Genomic DNA, 16,620 nt, shown 5'->3' with positions numbered 1-16,620 from the left:
CGGTTCATTCGACCAGAGGCAATAAATATAAGTAATTACTTATACAATACGGGTGGCGTATAACAAGCTGAAAAGACAATAAAAAACATTGAGTTAACGGAATATCCAACATTGGGTGGGGCCGTGAAACACAGGCTAATCAAGCAGTTTCACGGCCTGAGCGCGGCACGGGAGATATTTCCCAAACAGCCTGGCCGCAGCGTAGCGCCCCCGGGCCGCGCGCGCAGGCGCGGCAAGGGCGGGTTGCCAGCCGGGGGGTTATACGTTGCATTCGGTGACTGTTTCTTGGATTCTCCGGTACATCAGCCACACGAGGCCCGGGGATCCCATGGCGTTAAAGGAACCGCCCTTTACAGTCGGAATCGAGGAGGAATATCTCCTTGTCGACAAACAAACGCGTGATCTGGCCAATGATCCGCCCCCGGACCTCATGCATGAGTGTGAGGAGCAGTTATCCAGCCAGGTCGCGCCGGAATTCCTGCGGGCGCAGATCGAGATAGGCACGAGGGTATGTGCCAGTATCGATGAGGCCCGCAGCGATCTGAACCGGCTGCGCCGTACCATAGTGAATGTGGCCGACAAGCACGGGCTGGCGCCAATCGCCGCCTCGACCCATCCGTTCGCCCTGTGGCACGAACAGAAATACACCGACAAAGATCGCTATCGCGACCTGAATCGTGACATGCAGGCCTCGGCCCGGCGCCTGCTGATCTGCGGAATGCACGTGCACATGGGTATCGACAGCGACGATATGCGGGTCGACCTGCTGGACCAGCTGGCGTATTTCCTGCCGCATCTGCTTGCCCTTAGCTGTTCCTCGCCGTTCTGGCGCGGACAAAATACCGGGTTGCAGTCGTATCGGCTGACGGTCTTCGACGGGCTGCCGCGAACACGGTTGCCAAGTTATTTCACCAGCTACGCCGAGTATCAGCGGCACGTTCAGATACTGATCGATGCCGGCATTATCCAGGATGCGTCCAAGATCTGGTGGGACCTGCGACCGAGCAGCCGTTATCCAACGCTGGAGATGCGTATCACCGATGTGTGCACGCGGGCCGACGACACAATTACCGTTGCAGCCCTGACCTTGTGCCTGGCGCGTATGCTCTGGCGCCTGCGCTCCCGCAACCTGCGCTGGCGGGGGTACAAGAAGATGCTGATACAGGAAAACCGCTGGCGTGCCATGCGTTATGGCTGTGACGAAGGGCTGATCGATTTCGGCAAGGCGGCCGTCATTCCCTACGACGAGCTACTTGAGGAACTACTCGATATGACGCGCGAAGATGCAGAGTATTTTCAGTGCGTTGATGCGGTCAATGGTGCGCGTGACATAGTCCGGCGGGGTAACAGCGCAAAACAGCAGGTGGCCGTTTATGAGCGCGCAATTGCTGAAGGAAAAAACACCGAGACCGCGTTAGCCGACGTGGTTGATCACCTGATCGCCGAAACACGCTACGGCCTGTGACGCGCTTATTGCATCGATGATTGCGGTGGCTGTTCCAGGCCGGGCGCGACTCGACCGGCGCCTGTGTGTGGCGCCGATGATGGAGTGGACCGACCGCCACTGCCGCTACCTGCTGCGTCTCATCGCGCCTGGCGCCTTGCTGTATACCGAAATGGTGGTTGCCGCGGCAATCGAGCACGGCGATGTAGACAGGCTGCTGGCATTTGATCCGCGTGAACGCCCGCTGGCGCTGCAGCTGGGTGGCAGCTGCCCGCAGCAGCTGGCAATGGCAGCCGCCGTCGGCGAGAAATTCGGCTACGATGAAATAAACCTTAATGTCGGCTGTCCCAGTGGCAGGGTGCAAGCGGGCCGGTTTGGCGCGTGCCTGATGCGTGAGCCACAGCTTGTTGCGGATTGCGTCACTGCTATGCGCGAGGCTGTAAGTTTGCCGGTGACGGTCAAGACCCGTATTGGCGTTGATGACGACGACAGCCCGGAGTTTCTGCTGCAGTTTGCAGCGGCAGTCACGGGGGCCGGATGTGATGCGTTGATTGTCCATGCGCGCAAGGCCTTGCTTGAGGGACTAAGCCCGAAGGAAAATCGCGAAGTGCCGCCGCTCAACTATCCAGTGGTCAGTTGGTTACAGCAGCAGCTTGACGAGGCAGTTCCGATCATCGTCAATGGCGGTGTGCGTGACGCGCAGCAATTCGGCACGATGGTGCAGGAGTTCACCGGGGTAATGATTGGCCGGGCGGCCTACCAGTCGCCAATGGTGCTGAACAAAATGCAGCGCATGGTTGATCCGGTTGCTGCTGAAATTACACGCCAGCAGGTCATCACCGCCTATCTTCCTTATATTTCCGCGCAACTTGAAAGGGGCGTGCGCCTGCACAGCATGACCCGGCACATGCTGGGCATCTACCAGGGGCAGCCCGGTGCACGCCAGTGGCGGCGCCGACTGAGCCAGGCAGCGGGCTCGGCTGACGCATCTGCTGCAATAGTCCGGGCCGCAATGGACAGCATGCCGCAAGCTGTTTAAGTCAGGCGTCGGCCAGTTGCTCCGACAGGAACGATTCATGCACCCAGCCGCGGTGGGGCAGAGACTCGCTGCTGTCATCGTTCCAGTACATCACGTAGGCCCAGTCGCCCTCGCGACGCAGGATCTGCACCGCGCGCCCGCGCGGAAGCCGGTCGAGGATTATGCCTGTTTCGTTTGACCGGGCGCGTACATTCAGCACGTCAGCCAGCACGTATCGTCTAACCAGCGAGTCCTCGTCATTTGCCGGGGTTGTGAACGCATTATTCTCTGCTGGCACAGGAATGGGTTCAGAACTGACGACCGGCACCTTAACTATGCTGGTGGATCCGCCAATATATTGGCCTGCTTTTGCCGGGTCTTTACGGGTTGCGCGTGACCGGTTTCGGGCCAGGTTGTCGTGTGCCAGGGCATAGTACGATGGAGACAGCGCGGTGGCCTGCTGGAGATAGCGTTCCGCGCACTCGTGACGGCCGTCGAGCATGCACAGATAGCCAACGTCATTGCTGGCCTCGGCCGGCGTCGATGCCTGGCGTAATAACGCCAGCGCACTATCATGATTGCCGCGGCGCACCTGAACCAGGGCAAGATTTCGCACGGCAGGGGCATGCTTCGCATCGATCCTCAGCGCCTCGCGGTAGTGGCGTTCGGCGGCGTCCCAGTCGCCGGCCAGGTAGCGCGAATAACCGAGGTTGTTGAAAATATCTGCCGACTGCGGTTGCAGGGTCAGCGCAACTTCAAATTTACTGGTTGCCAGGTCGTGGTTGCCCAGCAGATCAGCAACGATGCCGAGGCCGACGTGTGCCCGAGCGCGATCGGGGGCCGAAGTAACAGCTCGCTGCAGATAGTCCCGGGCCTGTTCAAGACGCTGTTGTTTCAGCATGATCAGGCCCGTTTCTTCCAGGGCGGCCGCGTGCTCCGGATCGCGTTCGAGGGCATATTGGAGCGCACGTAATGCCATGCTGTTGTTGCTGCGCCGGGTGTGTATTGCCCCGAGACGATAGAAGGCGTCTGGACCGCTGTCATCGAGCTCGAGCGAGTGAATATAGTGATACATCGCCCGGTCGATATCGCCTTCAGCCAGAGCGGCGTCGCCGGAACGCAGCGCGGCCTGCGCCGAATCTGGCGGAACTTCGGTGGCAAAAACCGTTTGAGGCCGGCCGGAATACAGCTCGGAATAGTCGCCCGGCTGGGTAGTAGGGGCAGTGGCGCAGCCCGTGACTGCCGCGCAAATCATCAATGGCAGGTAACGCATCATATTCTTCCTACGGCGGCGAGTACTTTCAGTATCGCCGGGCCTATCGTTACGACAAAAAACGCCGGGAACAGGCATGTCACCAGCGGAAAAATCAGTTTGGTGCCGAGCTTGGCTGCCTGCTCCTCGGCAGCCTGCATGCGTTTGTCACGAAACTCCTCGGAGTAGACCCGCAGAGTGTCGGCGATGCTGGTGCCAAAGCGCATGCTTTGCGCCAGCAATGTCACCAGGCCGCGTATGTCTTCCAGTCCGGTGCGCGCAGCCAGGTTCTTCAATGCGGTGACGCTATCGACACCCGCCCGTGTTTCGCAGGTTACCAGCAGGAGGTCTTCGCCGAGCTCAGGGTGACTTACGCAAATTTCTGCGGCGACACGCTGAACCGCCGCGCTGAGGCCGAGCCCTGCCTCGACACACACGACCAGCAGGTCGAGCGCGTCCGGAAAGCCATGACGCAGCGCTCGCTGACGTCGCCTGACCTGTCGGCGCAGGTAAATATTTGGTCCGGCGACGCCGGCAGCAGCAGCCGACATCGTGATAAATATGATGACTGATGTCTGCAGCTGCGGGAAAAACGGCGCGAGTAACAACACAATGAACGGCAGCGACAGTGCCAACAACGCCTTCAGGGCATAGAAAACTGAAACAGCGTTTTGCGTACGATAGCCTGCATGCACCAGGTTGGCGCGAACTGCGTTCAGTTCTTTTTCTTTGGTTGGAAGCAAGAAGCCGGAGACCGGTTCGATAGTCTTGGCCAGCTTGTTGGCGGCGCTTGCCGGCGCCGGCGACTGTCCGACGTTGAGGCGCCGCCGCAATGGGCTGGTGGCGCTTGCCGCCAGCATGGAAACTGATATGCCGATTCCGAACACGGCCGCGGCAACCAGCAGCACGAATACGATGCGGACAACGTCGGTGTCCTGTATTGTCGTTTTCAGTATCGCAAGTAGATAGTCCATACTATGCCTCTATCCTGATGATCCTCCTGATCCAGATTGTCCCTATTAGCATCAACACTGCCGCACCCATAATGAGTTTGCGGCCCAGTGGCTCCTCCAGCAGGGTGGGCAGGTAACTGGGCGTGGTAATCCATACGATTGCGAACAGCACTAATGGAATCATTCCCAGTATCCACGCCGACAGTCGGCCTTCGGCCGAGAGCGTGCGCACCTTGCGGTAGAATCGGAAGCGGGCCCGAATCAGTCGGCTCAGCTGATCGAGGATTTCGGCCAGATTACCGCCGGTTTCTTTCTGGATGAGTACCGCAGTAACAATTGCAGTTACGGTCATGCTCGGCACACGCTCGACCAGACCTAACAGCGCATTGCGCTGGTTGTTGCCATAGTTGATGTCGGCGAAGGTGAGCGCAAATTCGCGTCCCACGGGGCCCTCCATTTCCTGGCCGACCATATTCACGGCGTCACTGAAGGGATGGCCGGCCTTCAGAGCGCGCTTGATAATGTCGACGGCATCTGGCAGGCCTGCTTCTATAGTTGCGATACGCCTGGCGCGGTCGCGATTTATTTTCATAAACGGCAGCCACAAGCCGAAGGCAGCAAAAGCTGCAGTAGTGCCCGGCATCCTGCTGAGCGTCCAGGCGACGGCCGCGAACAGTGCTGCCAAAGCTATGCTGAGGAAGACGAGTCTATAGGCGAGCATCGTGTGCCCGGCCTGCTCGATTTTTCTTGCCAGACCCTCCATTCCCGGCAGCGACTCGAGAAAACGCTCTGGCCCTGACAGCCGATGCAGGTATTTATCGCGCAGCAATGAGCGCAGTTGGACACGTTGCATGGTGGAGGCGACCTGCGCCAGGCGGCGGTGAATTCGCCGTTCGGTTTTCCTGGCATCGCCGAAGGCCGGCACAATCACTCCCTGCGAGAGCATGAAGACGGCGGCAAACACCATGATCACGTAAAGACTCAAACCCGGCTGTATGAATTGGTCTAACATTCCTCACACCTCTCGGGATCAAATAGTTCCAGCGGGCACGGAATGGCGCGTCGTTCGAGGTCCTCACGGAAGCCGGGTACTACGCCGGTGGCGCGAAAAACTCCGTGTACATTGCCGTCCTCGTCCACGCCGGTGCGTTCAAAACGGAATAACTCAGACATCGTTATGACGTCTCCCTCCATTCCGACGATTTCCTGCAGGCTCACGAGACGTCTTCTGCCATCTTCCTGCCGCTCGATCTGCAGCACTAGGTCAATCGCCGAAGCAATCTGTGTCCGCAGTGCTTTTGGCGGGAAATTGATGCCCGTCATCGATACCATGTTCTCAATGCGGGAAAGCGCATCGCGAGGAGTATTGGCATGAATTGTTGTCAGTGAGCCGTCATGACCAGTGTTCATTGCCTGCAGCATGTCCAGCGCCTCACCACCACGCACCTCCCCCACCACTATGCGATCCGGGCGCATGCGCAGGCTGTTGCGTACCAGGTCACGCTGGGTTACCTGGCCTTTGCCCTCAATGTTCGGCGGGCGCGTTTCGAGCCTGACGACATGCGGCTGCTGTAGCTGCAGCTCGGCCGAATCTTCGATGGTAACGATGCGTTCGGTTTCCGGGATATATCCGGAGAGAATATTCAGCATGGTGGTCTTGCCAGTGCCGGTGCCACCTGAGACCAGCACGTTCAGCCGCGCTTTTACGATTCCCTGCAGTAATTTTGCTGTGCTGGCGGTAAGCGATTTGAGCCTGACGAGATTGTCCATGCTCAAAATTTGGATCGTAAAGCGTCGAATTGAAACTGACGGCCCATCCAATGCCAGTGGCGGAATAATGGCATTAACTCGGGATCCGTCTTTCAGTCGGGCATCCACCATGGGTGAAAGCTCGTCAATGCGTCGACCGACGGCAGAGACAATGCGGTCTATAATGTTCAGTAAGTGCTGGTCGCTGTCGAAGGTGACATCCGTTGGATGCAATTTACCAGCTCGTTCCACGTAAACATTGTCGTAACGATTGACGAGGATGTCAGAGATGCCCGGGTCAGCCAGCAATGGTTCGAGCGGCCCCAGCCCCAGTACTTCATCCTCAATTTGCTGTACGACTCGCTGCCGTGCGGAGCGGTTCAGCGGCACTGACTCGTCGATCATCAGCTGGGAGCAGAGATTGCGAATCTGTGATCGCGCATCCTGTTCCGGCAGCGTGCCAATCAGCGACAGGTCCATTACGCTGAGCAGACGCTGGTAAATTTCCCGCTTCCAGTGGTTTTCCTGGTTGCTGCCAGATTTATCTGTAAAGGTATGGCTTGTTCCATTGCCGCCGAGTACCGTGGCGGCTTCGGCGGGCTGTCTCAGGTATTTTTTTTCGCGCATTGTCTTAACTCCTGAACATGCTGGTCAGCGATCCGACCAGAGAGTGGCGCTCCGGCTTTTTGCCAGTTACCAGTTCACCCAGACGCCGCAGGGATTTCGCGGCTGCCGAGCCGCGCGCATGACTGACCACCGGTACGCCAATATCGAGGCTTTCGCTGACCGATCGGAAGTCGTTGGGAATGCACGCGATCTCAAACTCACCCAGGTTTTTTCTGATCTGCCGTTCAGAAACACTGGCGTTCTTCCAGTGACGATTGATCACGACACGAATCTGCGTGTCGCCTATGCCAAATTCGCTGCCGAGCAGGTCGAGGAGCCGCAGCGTCTCACGCAATGCCGCTACCGACTGCTCCATAACGACTAGATGCTGGTCAGCCTGCTCGATGGCTGCAGCGACGATGTAGTCGAGATGGCGGGGCAGGTCAGCGAATACATGCTGATAGTTAGTGGCGATGAGTTCAAAAAGCGCTGAAACATTCTCGATCGGGATATGCTCTGGCAGCAAAATGTCATTGTCCGGCGCGGCCAACAGGTGCAGCCCGCTGCTGGTCCTGGTCATGTAACCGGATAGCGCCAATGAATCCAGGTCGTGTGCCGACAGGCTGGCTTCGCGAAATGTGTGGCGTGGCTCGACATCCAGATAGCCAGCCAGGCTTCCTGCCTGCAGATTAAGGTCGATCAGGGCGGTGTGTTTTGCGGCATCGGTGGTAAGTTGCGCGAGGTTAGCGGCAACCATGCTCGCGCCGACACCGCCTTTCACTCCAATGACGGAAGTCCAGGTGCAATTGTCCGGTTGCTGTCTGATGCCATCCTGTTCGAGTTGTTGCAGGGCTGCCAGCAATTCGTCGCCCGCAACCGGCCTGGGCAGGTAATCGCGGGCTCCGGCCCGCATGGCCAGCCGCATTGCGGACGCCTGGCTGGCCGGACCGATGACGATCATGTTCGGCCGGGCCGAGGCTGGTCGGTCACGAATCGCATTGAGCTGTTCTTCCCAGTCCATTGCCAGGTCCAGGATCAACAGGTCCGGAAGATCTACATGACCATACAGGGGGTCGGCGTGCCCGTTGGTAATGTGTTGCAGCTGCGGATCGGACCCGGTGTACTTGCGGGATGTCGCAGCGATATTCTGAAGCGACTGCTTGTCTCTTCCGGCGATTACTACTTTCAAGTACTTTTTCACCGTCTATTCCTCAACTCTGGCTCCCGAAGCACACTGCATCTTCACCCTCGCGCGGTACACCCAGACTTTCCCGCGGCAGCGTTGCAGCAAAGCCGGGTGTGGAAAAAATCCTGTCCGCACTGAAAAACGGTATGAGCGTGGTGTACCGGAAACCGTTTATTGATACCCGCACAAAACGAATATCGGAGTAATTGCCTGTCGGGTCGGCGACTATCTCGCCATTCTCGTTCAGGTACTGAATGAGGATGTGCTCAGTTGTCAGCCCGTGGACAAACGGACTCTGCGATTCGCCCGGTTCGCTGATCAGAGCAACGCTGCCGATTGCCGAATGATTCAGCGGGCACACTGCGGCAACGCGGGCACCTCGCCTGGCCACCTCGCTGAGCGTATTCCACGTGTACAGGGCGCGGCCGAACTCCACCACGCCAAGCAGGACCATGAAAAACAGTGCGCCTACAATCGCAAATTCGACTGTGGTAGTACCGGTATATTGCCTGATAGTTGTCACTACAGGGCCCTCATTACTACGCTGGCACGCAACGGAATAGCGATGTCGATATCGCTGCCAATGCCGAACATTGGCATGGTCTCCGTGCCCAGCATGGGCTGGTATTCATATTCCACAGCAACGCGCACGTGAGTGCTGTCGATTGCTTCGACGTCGACATCGTCAGTTACCAGGCCGGGTAGAATCGCAGTGGATGATGCACCAGGTCTGCCGTAAACAAGTAGCTGCTGCGTCTTCGTTACTAGCTCTTCGTTGAGCTGGATGACATCGGTGGTGCCGGCAATGGCGTAGCTGGCAAGATAGCGCGCAGCATCGCGGCTTGCCTTGGTCAACTCGTTGTATTGCACAATTGCACGCCCCAGTTCAGCGATAGCAAGCATCATGAGCAGCAGGACAGGCAGCACGATCGCCAGCTCTACTGCTGCTATGCCTCGCTGCCCTGATTTATAACGTGTGCCGTTCATGAGTCGATACTGTCCGGGTCCTCGTAAAGCTGGATGACGTAGGGGCCGGCGCCTGCAGTCCCGCCGCCGCCGCCGGGCTCGGGGCCGGGTGTGCCGCGCGCGCGACAGCCTTCGATAAACTGGCCGTATACATGCGATTCGTTGCCTTTCTGCTTGACTTTCTGCAGCAGGAAAAAACAGCCGTAACCAAGCAGCGGTACATAACCGTGCCCGCTGGTTGTCACGCTGCAGTTACCTATTGGAACTGCGAGCAGGCGGCGCTGGAAGTGGCCGGGACCCGCGGGCGCCGGCGTATAGTCGAATTCACCTGACGAAGTCTTCTGCTGGTAAGTGGCGTAGGTGAAATCCAGATCGCTGCTTTCGGTTTGCAACCCACCCTGATCGTCAAATTCGATTTCAACAGAGTTTTCGGTGACTACTACATCGGGCGGGTAGAGATACTGGCTGCCATTCATCGGTCCGGTGTATTTGCCAAAGCGGGTATTCAGGCCCTGCACAACCGGCCCGACGGTATTGCCAGGTTCTGTTTCGATTTCGTTTTCTTCCGACATGCACCCGCCGTAGCTCCCGGCCATTGCCCGGCGTACGTCGGCCCCGCCCTGACCATCGTCCAGCCTGACCAGCTGGAAATTGCCGGGACCAACCTCGAAGTTGCCATTCTGAGACGCCGTCTTGAGTACCTGCAGTTCATTCAGCGCATAGCCAAAATGAGTGCCCTCGGTCGCCGCGGGGTCGCCACAAACCATCATGGGTGCCAGGTTGCAGGTATCGCCCTCCGGGCCCAGCGGCGGGCTGGGGCCGGCGACGGCGGAAGCGCTTACGTTTTTTTCGACTATACCAATCGCGCTGGCCAACCACATATCCAGCGGCATACCCTGCACCCGTACGCGCACATAGTCAGGTGGCGTGGTGCCGGCAGCAAACGGGTGCAGCGTCGCGGAAAACTGCACGCTGACGCCGCCGCCGTTGTTGTAATACTCAAGCAGGTCGTGATTGCCGTTGCTCTCGGCGTTTCGACGGAACGCGGTTCGGGCGGCGGTGGTGGCTTGTACGATGTCGCCCGAGCTGTCGATTTCCTTGGCGCCACTGAGTGCGGCCGCATCTACGGCGTTCTGCAGGCGGGTCTTGCTGAGCACAATATGACCAACGTCGAATGCCAATGCGCCCGCTCCGATCAGTGCCAGGCCACCAATTGCCACCATTACGACGATAATTCCGGACTGGCGAGCCCGCGGGTGCTGGTTTTTGCAATTTCGCCTTTTCATTGCCTACACCCGTTATCGCCCTATATTCAGATGTATTTCATTAGAAATCTGCTCCGGCTTGGTGACGTTGTCCTGGTATTCGTGCAGGACAACCTCCCCCTTTTCGCCGTCAAAGCCCTCTACAGGGGCAGGATCGGGATTGGCTGCGACCGCGGGGTCGGCAATCTGGTTGTAAACCATACTGCGCACTGAATCGCCGAAGTTATTGTCTAGACGTGACGGCGCTCCGGCGCATGCCGTCAGTGCAGCGAGGCTGATAAGCAGCAGAATATTGATAAGTCTCATTGTTAATAACCCTCTGGTATTGAATGGCCAAAATTGCCTTCGGCGCCGTCCTGGCCATCGTCATTATGGTCACGCGTCGTTGCCATTGCGGGGCTGCGCGCTTCCATGCGGCCCATCAGGTAGAACTCGAAGTCGCTAGGTTCGACAAAATTGTCAGTTGGCAACTCGATGGGGCCTGGCGGCAAGGGTTTTGCCAGGTGTGGTGTCACGAGTATGACCAGTTCGGTCTCACCCTTGATGAATTCCTGGCTACGGAACAGGTGCCCGATGACCGGAATGTCGCCCAGCCCGGGGAACTTGTTGATCACTTCACGCAAGTCCTCGTTGAGCAAACCGGCAATTCCGATTGTCTGTCCATCGGACAGCTCGACCGTGGTGTTTGCGCTGCGTTTTCTGAGCGCGGGAATAAAGAAACCCTGTGACACCAGGCTGGGCTGGAAAGTCACCGCGTCGGCGCTGACCAGGTCGCTGACACTTACGCTGAGCTGCAGGTTTATCAGGTCCTTGTCGAGCACGACGGGCAGGAATTTCAGCCCAACACCAAATTCCTTGAATGTAATCGTGATGGTATCCAGCCCTTGCGGCACTGGTATCGGGAACTCGCCACCGGACAGGAATTCTGCCTGCTTGCCGGACTGGGTTGTCAGCGTAGGCTCAGCCAGTATGCGCGCCAGTCCTTTCTCTTTGGCCGCATCGAGCACAACATTGAGCAGGAAGTTCTCCGTCAGGAAGCTGGCAAACAGGCCGGACTCTGAAATTGACAGGTCGTTGGGACGAAACTCGTCAATGGCCGGTCCGACCACGCCATGTTCGCCGGAGCCGTCGCCAAAGATTGGAATTCTGAGACTGCCTGGATCAAACTCTGCGTCCGGAAAATTTGCGCCGCCGCTGGCGCCGCCCATGATCCAGCGTGTGCTGCTGCCGTTATCAATGGCATTAAAATTCATCTGGAAGCGTTTCAGCACGGTGCGTGCGATCTCAGCCACTTTCACTTCGAGCATCACCTGGTGATTACCGGTGACGGTCATCATGTTGATGATCTTTCCTGCAACCTTGTCTTTACCGCCCGCCGGTGACTGCTCGAAAGTCTGTTTGGTCTTGGCGGTGGCAATCTGCTGCAGAAAACTTTCCGCGATACGCAAGGCTGATTCCATGCGGCCGAGGCTGGAGACCTGGCCGCTCAGTACCAGAGAACGCAGGGCGCTTCGCACCTCTATATTTTCGCCCGGGAGCAGCTGATGCAGCAGAGCCTTGAGCCCCTCGAGGTCGTGGGTAACTTCGACATTGATAGCCCGGATTAGCTGGTCGCGGTTGTCCCACAGCAGCACATTGGTGGTGCCGATATCCTTGCCGAGTATGTATAGCTGGCTGGATCGAAGGATCAGGATGTCGGCAATGTCCGGGCTGCCGATTGAGACCCGCCGGGCCGGTCGGTCGAGCTGGATTACCCGTGACTTGAATACGGGCAGGCGGACGAAATCGCCGTTGCCATCCTGCATGCCACTCAGTTCATTGGCAATAAGCGGCTGGCTTATCGCCGCCAGCAAGGCCGCGCAAACGAGTGCCGGTATTGCCAGGGTCGTTGTTCTCTTTTTGTTCATCGCTCACGTCCTTTTGTTACTGCGTCTGTTTGACAGTGGACACGGCGGTGCCGCGAATGACGGTCACTTTCTGGACGGGTGGCCGCCTGGTTGATGCGACACGCACCGGTTGTGCCGCCGGCTGCGGCGGCGGTCCGCTCTGAACCAGGTGAATGCTGTCATCCAGCGGATTGCGCAAGGTCAGCTGGATCTTGCCTTCCTGGCGTGCTTTCACCAGTTCGACTGCCTGCTCGGGGGTCATTTCCAGCGTCACCGCGCGCACGATGATCGGCTCGTTCTTGTCGGTCGATGTAGTTTGGTCGACGGCCAGGACTTTCAGGTCGCTGAGAATGATGTCGGCAACAGCGCGTTGCTTGATCTTGCGGCTGGCAACGATATCGACGCGGTTGCCGGGCAGCAGGAAGCCGGCAACCCCGACTACGTCGTCGACGCGTATCGTGACTGCCCGCATATTGGGGCTGACGATCGCTGACAACGTGCTGCCGCTCAGGTGCTCGGCGAAGCGATCCTGCAACAGGATCTCGCCGCGCAGCGTGGTGCGGGTCGATACTTTGCCGGCGAAGGCATTCAGATTTCCGCTGCTGCCGTCAGGCGCGCTGTCGGGCGGCATTGATATATAGCGCAAGTGACGGTCTTCAACTTTGGTGCCGTACGGAATTTCCATTGCGGCAACGACGACCTGGTCAGCGCCGGTGTTGGCCTCTGCCTTTGGAAGCAGGCGCATGGTCACCCAGTTATTGGCGACCCAGGCAGCGCCTACTCCCATCATCAGGGAGAGAACCAGGAGAATTATTCCTCTGCGTGTGGCCATAGTTACAACCTCTGTGGGTCATCTGCCCACTGGTCTCGAGTGTTCAGGGGCACAAAATAGTTATCCCATGCCCAGTCAATGTGTGCGCTGGTCAGCTCGCCTGCTGTGCCGATATAGTCGGCGTAGTCAATTGCCATCCCCAGCAGATCCCTCGGGTGGCACGGGAGCAGCGGCGTGTTGTTCCGATGGTGCAGTTCATCGATCGTGTAACGTACGAGTTCCGGGTCGCAGTGAACGCCCCGCTTGGTGCACACCTGGCGCCAGATCTGCGCATACGCCGCCGGTGACAGGTAATCGAAGCGAATCTTGTAACCGATGCGGCGCAGGAAGGCTTCGTCAGCCAGTTCGACCGGGTTCAGGTTGGTCGAAAAAACAACGATGACGTCGAATGGCACGGCAAAATGCCGGCCATTGCCAATGTGCAGATAGTCGCGCGCTTCTTCCAGCGGTACGATCCATCGATTTAGCAGCTCCTCTGGCTGCACAAGTTGCCGGCCCATGTCGTCGATGATCAGCAGGCCGTTGTTGGCGCGAAACTGCAGTGGGGCACGATAGGTCTTGTGAGCCGGGTCGTACTGCACCTCCAGCATGTCGAGCCGGAGTTCGCCGCCGGCAAAAGCTACCGGGCGCTGGCAGTCGACAAAACGAGTATCGTTGCCGTCATTCAGTGCCAGCCCGTCAGTCGGCATCGTGCGGACAGGTTTGTGAAATACCGGGTCGAATACTTCCAGCACTATTTCGCCGATGCTTACCGCATACGGCACCAACACCGAGCCGGGTAGAATGTGCGCCAGCCGGCGCGTGATGTAGGTCTTGCCGGTGCCGGCCGGGCCATAAATAAAAATCGCGCGGCCGGAGTTCATGGCGGCACCAAGCTGGTCCACAAGGTGCTGCGCCAGCACGATTTCTTCAAATGCTGTCGCCATTGTGGCGCGATCGGTTACATGGCGGTGAATGGTTTGCGCCGCGCTGACCGCGCGATAGAGCTCCAGCGGTACTGGAGCCGGGCCAACGTACCCGCTGCGGGCAAGAGCCTCGAGCGCCGCGGCACGGCCTTTGTCGGTAACTGCGAAACGCTGCGCGGTTTCGATGCCCGCGCGGATCTCAATGCGCGCTTCGCGCCGCATGAAAGTAATCAGCTGCTCCAGCACCGTGCCCGGTAGCCTGATACGGGCGACGAGCTGTTCCAGCGTCAGCACGCCGCCCTCGTACAGGTGTTTCAGAATCAGCTCAGCCAGGAGTGCCTCACTCAGGCCGGTTTCTGCAATGGTGGTCGGGCGCGGCGCAACTGTCTGGCCGACCGGGGCGCGGTGGCGGGACTTTGCGAATACGCTGTGAGCCGCCGTTGTCATGACTCATCCTGTTAGTGTTGGCATTATGCCGGGAATTGGCGCAAACACCGCGACAGCTGCGCCAGTTGCTATCGCAGCTGCGTAAGGAAAGTGTGCTGGTTTTGTCCCCGGGTAAGCAGGGCGCAGGCTTCGTGGCAAGTGGCTGCGCAGCTGTGCCAGCGCGACCAGTCCGGGTGCTGAGCGCAACAGGAGCCAGATGCCGACGACGGACAATCCCAGGACCAGGCCCGCTACCAGCGTCACGACTACCGCGACTATGGTTGCAGCTGGCCCGAGGAATGCACCGGCCATGGCCATCAATTTGACATCGCCGGCACCCATTCCGCCGAGCACGTAGAAAGGAAGCAGCATCAGGCCGCCGAGCAGCAGGCCGCTAATTGCGCCGATAAAACCGACGTGGCCGCCAGTCAATCCGCCAATGCCGAGGGCCAATACTATTCCCCAAAGGACCACCGCATTGGGAATGCGGTGCTCGATCAGGTCGTCGCAGGTCGCGATGGTCAGCAGCACCAGCATCAACGGCGCACTCAACAAATATGTTTCGGCCAGCGGGTTCATGCCATCTCCTCGGTCCAGGCGGGCGGGGTTCCGGGATGCAAAGGAGCATCCCGGAAAACCGTGATCCCGGGACTACGGGGCGGTACCTCCGCCGGTGTCGATCGTTACTGTCTCGAGAGCTGTGAACATGTCACCGATTACTCGGGCGACTTCTCCACCCAGGTTGCTGAAAGCCAGGATGGCGCCAGCTCCAACCAGACCACCGGCGATTGCATATTCGACAGTCGTCAGGCCTTCTTCATCGCGCAAAAACGCGAAGATTTTGCTTTTCAAAGTAGCCATGATTCCTCCTGGTGCGTGTTAACGCGGTACCTAATAATTCGCGGGCATCGTCACCCGCCGACTTCCATGTCAGCCCATCCTGAATCTCAATATAGGAGTGGCGCGGGTGCAGCCGTTAGAAGTAACTTGATGACTGACTGGTTTTATCTTGCTGCCGCGCGCATTTTGGTACTCTGTTGCTGTCTGGCTGGGATTTTCTTGCCACCGCTCGTAAGTTGCTGGTCAGTCTGAATATATTATGTAGCCCGATTGTCAGGAATTGTTGCGCAAACCAACAGAAGCGACTATCGTGTTAGTCGAGAGTTGATGAACAATAGTCATGTTAAGGACAACACAAAACACGAAGCCGGAGGTTCCTGGTGGCCGATCGGACGTTATTGTGGGTAGACCTGGCACTGCAGGAATGTGCCGATTCGACACGGCATTTTGCGGAATTCTTCCGCATTCGCCGGTCGTCGGCGCAGCTCGAAGCAGACGCCGCTGAATGCCCAGTTGCCATTTGTTTTGAGTATGATTTTCCCGACAAGGCCGGGCTAAAGCTGCTGCAGGAAACCAAGCGACTGCATCCGTCGCTTCCTGTCCTGATGTTGACGCTGCAGCATTCCGAGGATCTTGCAGTGTGGGCCTTTCGTGCCCGGGTATGGGACTACTTCGTCAAGCCGGTTGACCGTCGCGATGTCGAGCGTTGCAGTGAATCGCTGCTGCGCATTGACCACCGCCGCGGCGACGACAGGATGTCGGTGCGTCAAATTCCGCCGGTGCCGCAGGAGACCCGGCTGCGTCGCTTTACCGCCGGCAGCCAACAGGCGCTGGCACCCGCCGTCTCCTACGTTCAGTCGCACTACGCCGATAAGATCATGCAGGCTCAGGTGGCTGAGTTGTGCAGCATGAGTTCATTCAGTTTCAGCCGTCAGTTTCATTCCGCATTCGGGCTGACCTTCCAGGAATACCTGCTTCGTTACCGCGTTGAGCGTGCTGAAGAGTTGTTGCTCAATCCGTCAGTGGGCGTGAGCGATGTCGCCTTTGCCACCGGGTTTCGCGATCCGTCGTATTTTGGCCGGGTATTTCGCCGGCTGCGCAATATGAGTCCCAGTCAATGGCGGCAGCATCAAATGGAAGACGCACGTCCCAGCTTGCCAGCTCCGACGCTAATCGCAATGTAGATACCTGAAGCCTGGCAATGCCGCTGTCTGTGGTATCGTTCGCGCCGCATAGATACTCCCTTTATTGAACGGTGCTCATCGCAAAGATGAGGCCAGCACACTGACGAG

The 16,620-nt window shown here is 58.3% G+C and carries 17 protein-coding genes; 3 read left to right on the top strand and 14 right to left on the bottom strand.

What is annotated here, in order from left to right; genetic code table 11:
• Window positions 1-328 precede the first annotated feature (328 nt).
• Both HKN06_00960 and dusA read left to right on the top strand, forming a co-directional pair.
• Window positions 329-1,465, top strand: a complete 1,137-nt coding sequence (locus tag HKN06_00960) for a carboxylate-amine ligase (protein ID NNF59877.1) — start codon at window positions 329-331, stop codon at window positions 1,463-1,465.
• 16 nt (window positions 1,466-1,481) lie between these two features.
• Window positions 1,482-2,483, top strand: coding sequence for a tRNA dihydrouridine(20/20a) synthase DusA (dusA, locus tag HKN06_00955; protein NNF59876.1), 1,002 nt, complete (start codon window positions 1,482-1,484; stop codon window positions 2,481-2,483).
• Between the two features lies 1 nt (window position 2,484).
• Here dusA and HKN06_00950 read toward each other — a convergent pair whose 3' ends face one another.
• The 14 genes from HKN06_00950 to HKN06_00885 form a co-directional block, all read right to left on the bottom strand.
• Complete coding sequence (locus HKN06_00950) at window positions 2,485-3,738, bottom strand: tetratricopeptide repeat protein (protein NNF59875.1); 1,254 nt, start codon at window positions 3,736-3,738, stop codon at window positions 2,485-2,487.
• On the bottom strand, window positions 3,735-4,688 hold the full coding sequence (locus tag HKN06_00945) for a type II secretion system F family protein (GenBank protein ID NNF59874.1): 954 nt from the start codon (window positions 4,686-4,688) through the stop codon (window positions 3,735-3,737). The genes HKN06_00950 and HKN06_00945 overlap by 4 nt, the downstream gene beginning before the upstream one ends.
• Window position 4,689: 1 nt before the next feature.
• Entirely contained in the window at window positions 4,690-5,679 is a 990-nt protein-coding gene (locus HKN06_00940) for a secretion system protein (GenBank protein NNF59873.1), read from the bottom strand.
• Window positions 5,673-7,043 carry a CpaF family protein gene (locus tag HKN06_00935; protein ID NNF59872.1) on the bottom strand — a complete coding sequence of 457 codons (1,371 nt, stop codon included), beginning with the start codon at window positions 7,041-7,043 and terminating at the stop codon, window positions 5,673-5,675. The genes HKN06_00940 and HKN06_00935 overlap by 7 nt, the downstream gene beginning before the upstream one ends.
• A 4-nt stretch (window positions 7,044-7,047) precedes the next feature.
• On the bottom strand, window positions 7,048-8,223 hold the full coding sequence (locus HKN06_00930) for an AAA family ATPase (protein ID NNF59871.1): 1,176 nt from the start codon (window positions 8,221-8,223) through the stop codon (window positions 7,048-7,050).
• A gap of 10 nt (window positions 8,224-8,233) precedes the next feature.
• Window positions 8,234-8,731 (bottom strand): pilus assembly protein, encoded by a 498-nt coding sequence (locus HKN06_00925; GenBank protein ID NNF59870.1) that lies wholly within the window; start codon window positions 8,729-8,731, stop codon window positions 8,234-8,236.
• A complete protein-coding gene (locus tag HKN06_00920) occupies window positions 8,731-9,195 on the bottom strand; it encodes a pilus assembly protein (protein ID NNF59869.1) in 465 nt (154 codons plus the stop codon). Before HKN06_00920 ends, HKN06_00925 begins: the two co-directional genes overlap by 1 nt.
• Window positions 9,192-10,460, bottom strand: a complete 1,269-nt coding sequence (locus HKN06_00915) for a pilus assembly protein (protein NNF59868.1) — start codon at window positions 10,458-10,460, stop codon at window positions 9,192-9,194. The genes HKN06_00920 and HKN06_00915 overlap by 4 nt, the downstream gene beginning before the upstream one ends.
• Before the next feature lie 12 nt (window positions 10,461-10,472).
• Window positions 10,473-10,745 carry a hypothetical protein gene (locus HKN06_00910; protein ID NNF59867.1) on the bottom strand — a complete coding sequence of 91 codons (273 nt, stop codon included), beginning with the start codon at window positions 10,743-10,745 and terminating at the stop codon, window positions 10,473-10,475.
• Between the two features lie 2 nt (window positions 10,746-10,747).
• Window positions 10,748-12,346, bottom strand: a complete 1,599-nt coding sequence (locus tag HKN06_00905; protein NNF59866.1) for a type II and III secretion system protein family protein — start codon at window positions 12,344-12,346, stop codon at window positions 10,748-10,750.
• A 16-nt stretch (window positions 12,347-12,362) separates the two neighbouring features.
• Window positions 12,363-13,157, bottom strand: a complete 795-nt coding sequence (gene cpaB / locus HKN06_00900; protein NNF59865.1) for a Flp pilus assembly protein CpaB — start codon at window positions 13,155-13,157, stop codon at window positions 12,363-12,365.
• 2 nt (window positions 13,158-13,159) lie between these two features.
• Window positions 13,160-14,509, bottom strand: a complete 1,350-nt coding sequence (locus HKN06_00895) for an AAA family ATPase (protein NNF59864.1) — start codon at window positions 14,507-14,509, stop codon at window positions 13,160-13,162.
• 3 nt (window positions 14,510-14,512) lie between these two features.
• Window positions 14,513-15,067 (bottom strand): prepilin peptidase, encoded by a 555-nt coding sequence (locus HKN06_00890; protein ID NNF59863.1) that lies wholly within the window; start codon window positions 15,065-15,067, stop codon window positions 14,513-14,515.
• Between the two features lie 72 nt (window positions 15,068-15,139).
• Complete coding sequence (locus tag HKN06_00885) at window positions 15,140-15,349, bottom strand: Flp family type IVb pilin (GenBank protein NNF59862.1); 210 nt, start codon at window positions 15,347-15,349, stop codon at window positions 15,140-15,142.
• Window positions 15,350-15,708: 359 nt separating this feature from the next.
• On the opposite strand from HKN06_00885, the gene HKN06_00880 reads away from it, so the two are divergent.
• Window positions 15,709-16,512 (top strand): helix-turn-helix domain-containing protein, encoded by an 804-nt coding sequence (locus HKN06_00880; protein NNF59861.1) that lies wholly within the window; start codon window positions 15,709-15,711, stop codon window positions 16,510-16,512.
• The last annotated feature ends 108 nt before the right edge of the window (window positions 16,513-16,620 follow it).

Source organism: Gammaproteobacteria bacterium (assembly GCA_013003425.1).
GTDB lineage: Bacteria > Pseudomonadota > Gammaproteobacteria > Steroidobacterales > JABDKV01 > JABDJB01.
Note: the sequence above shows the minus strand (reverse complement) of the source record. Positions and strands in the feature narration are given on the sequence as shown.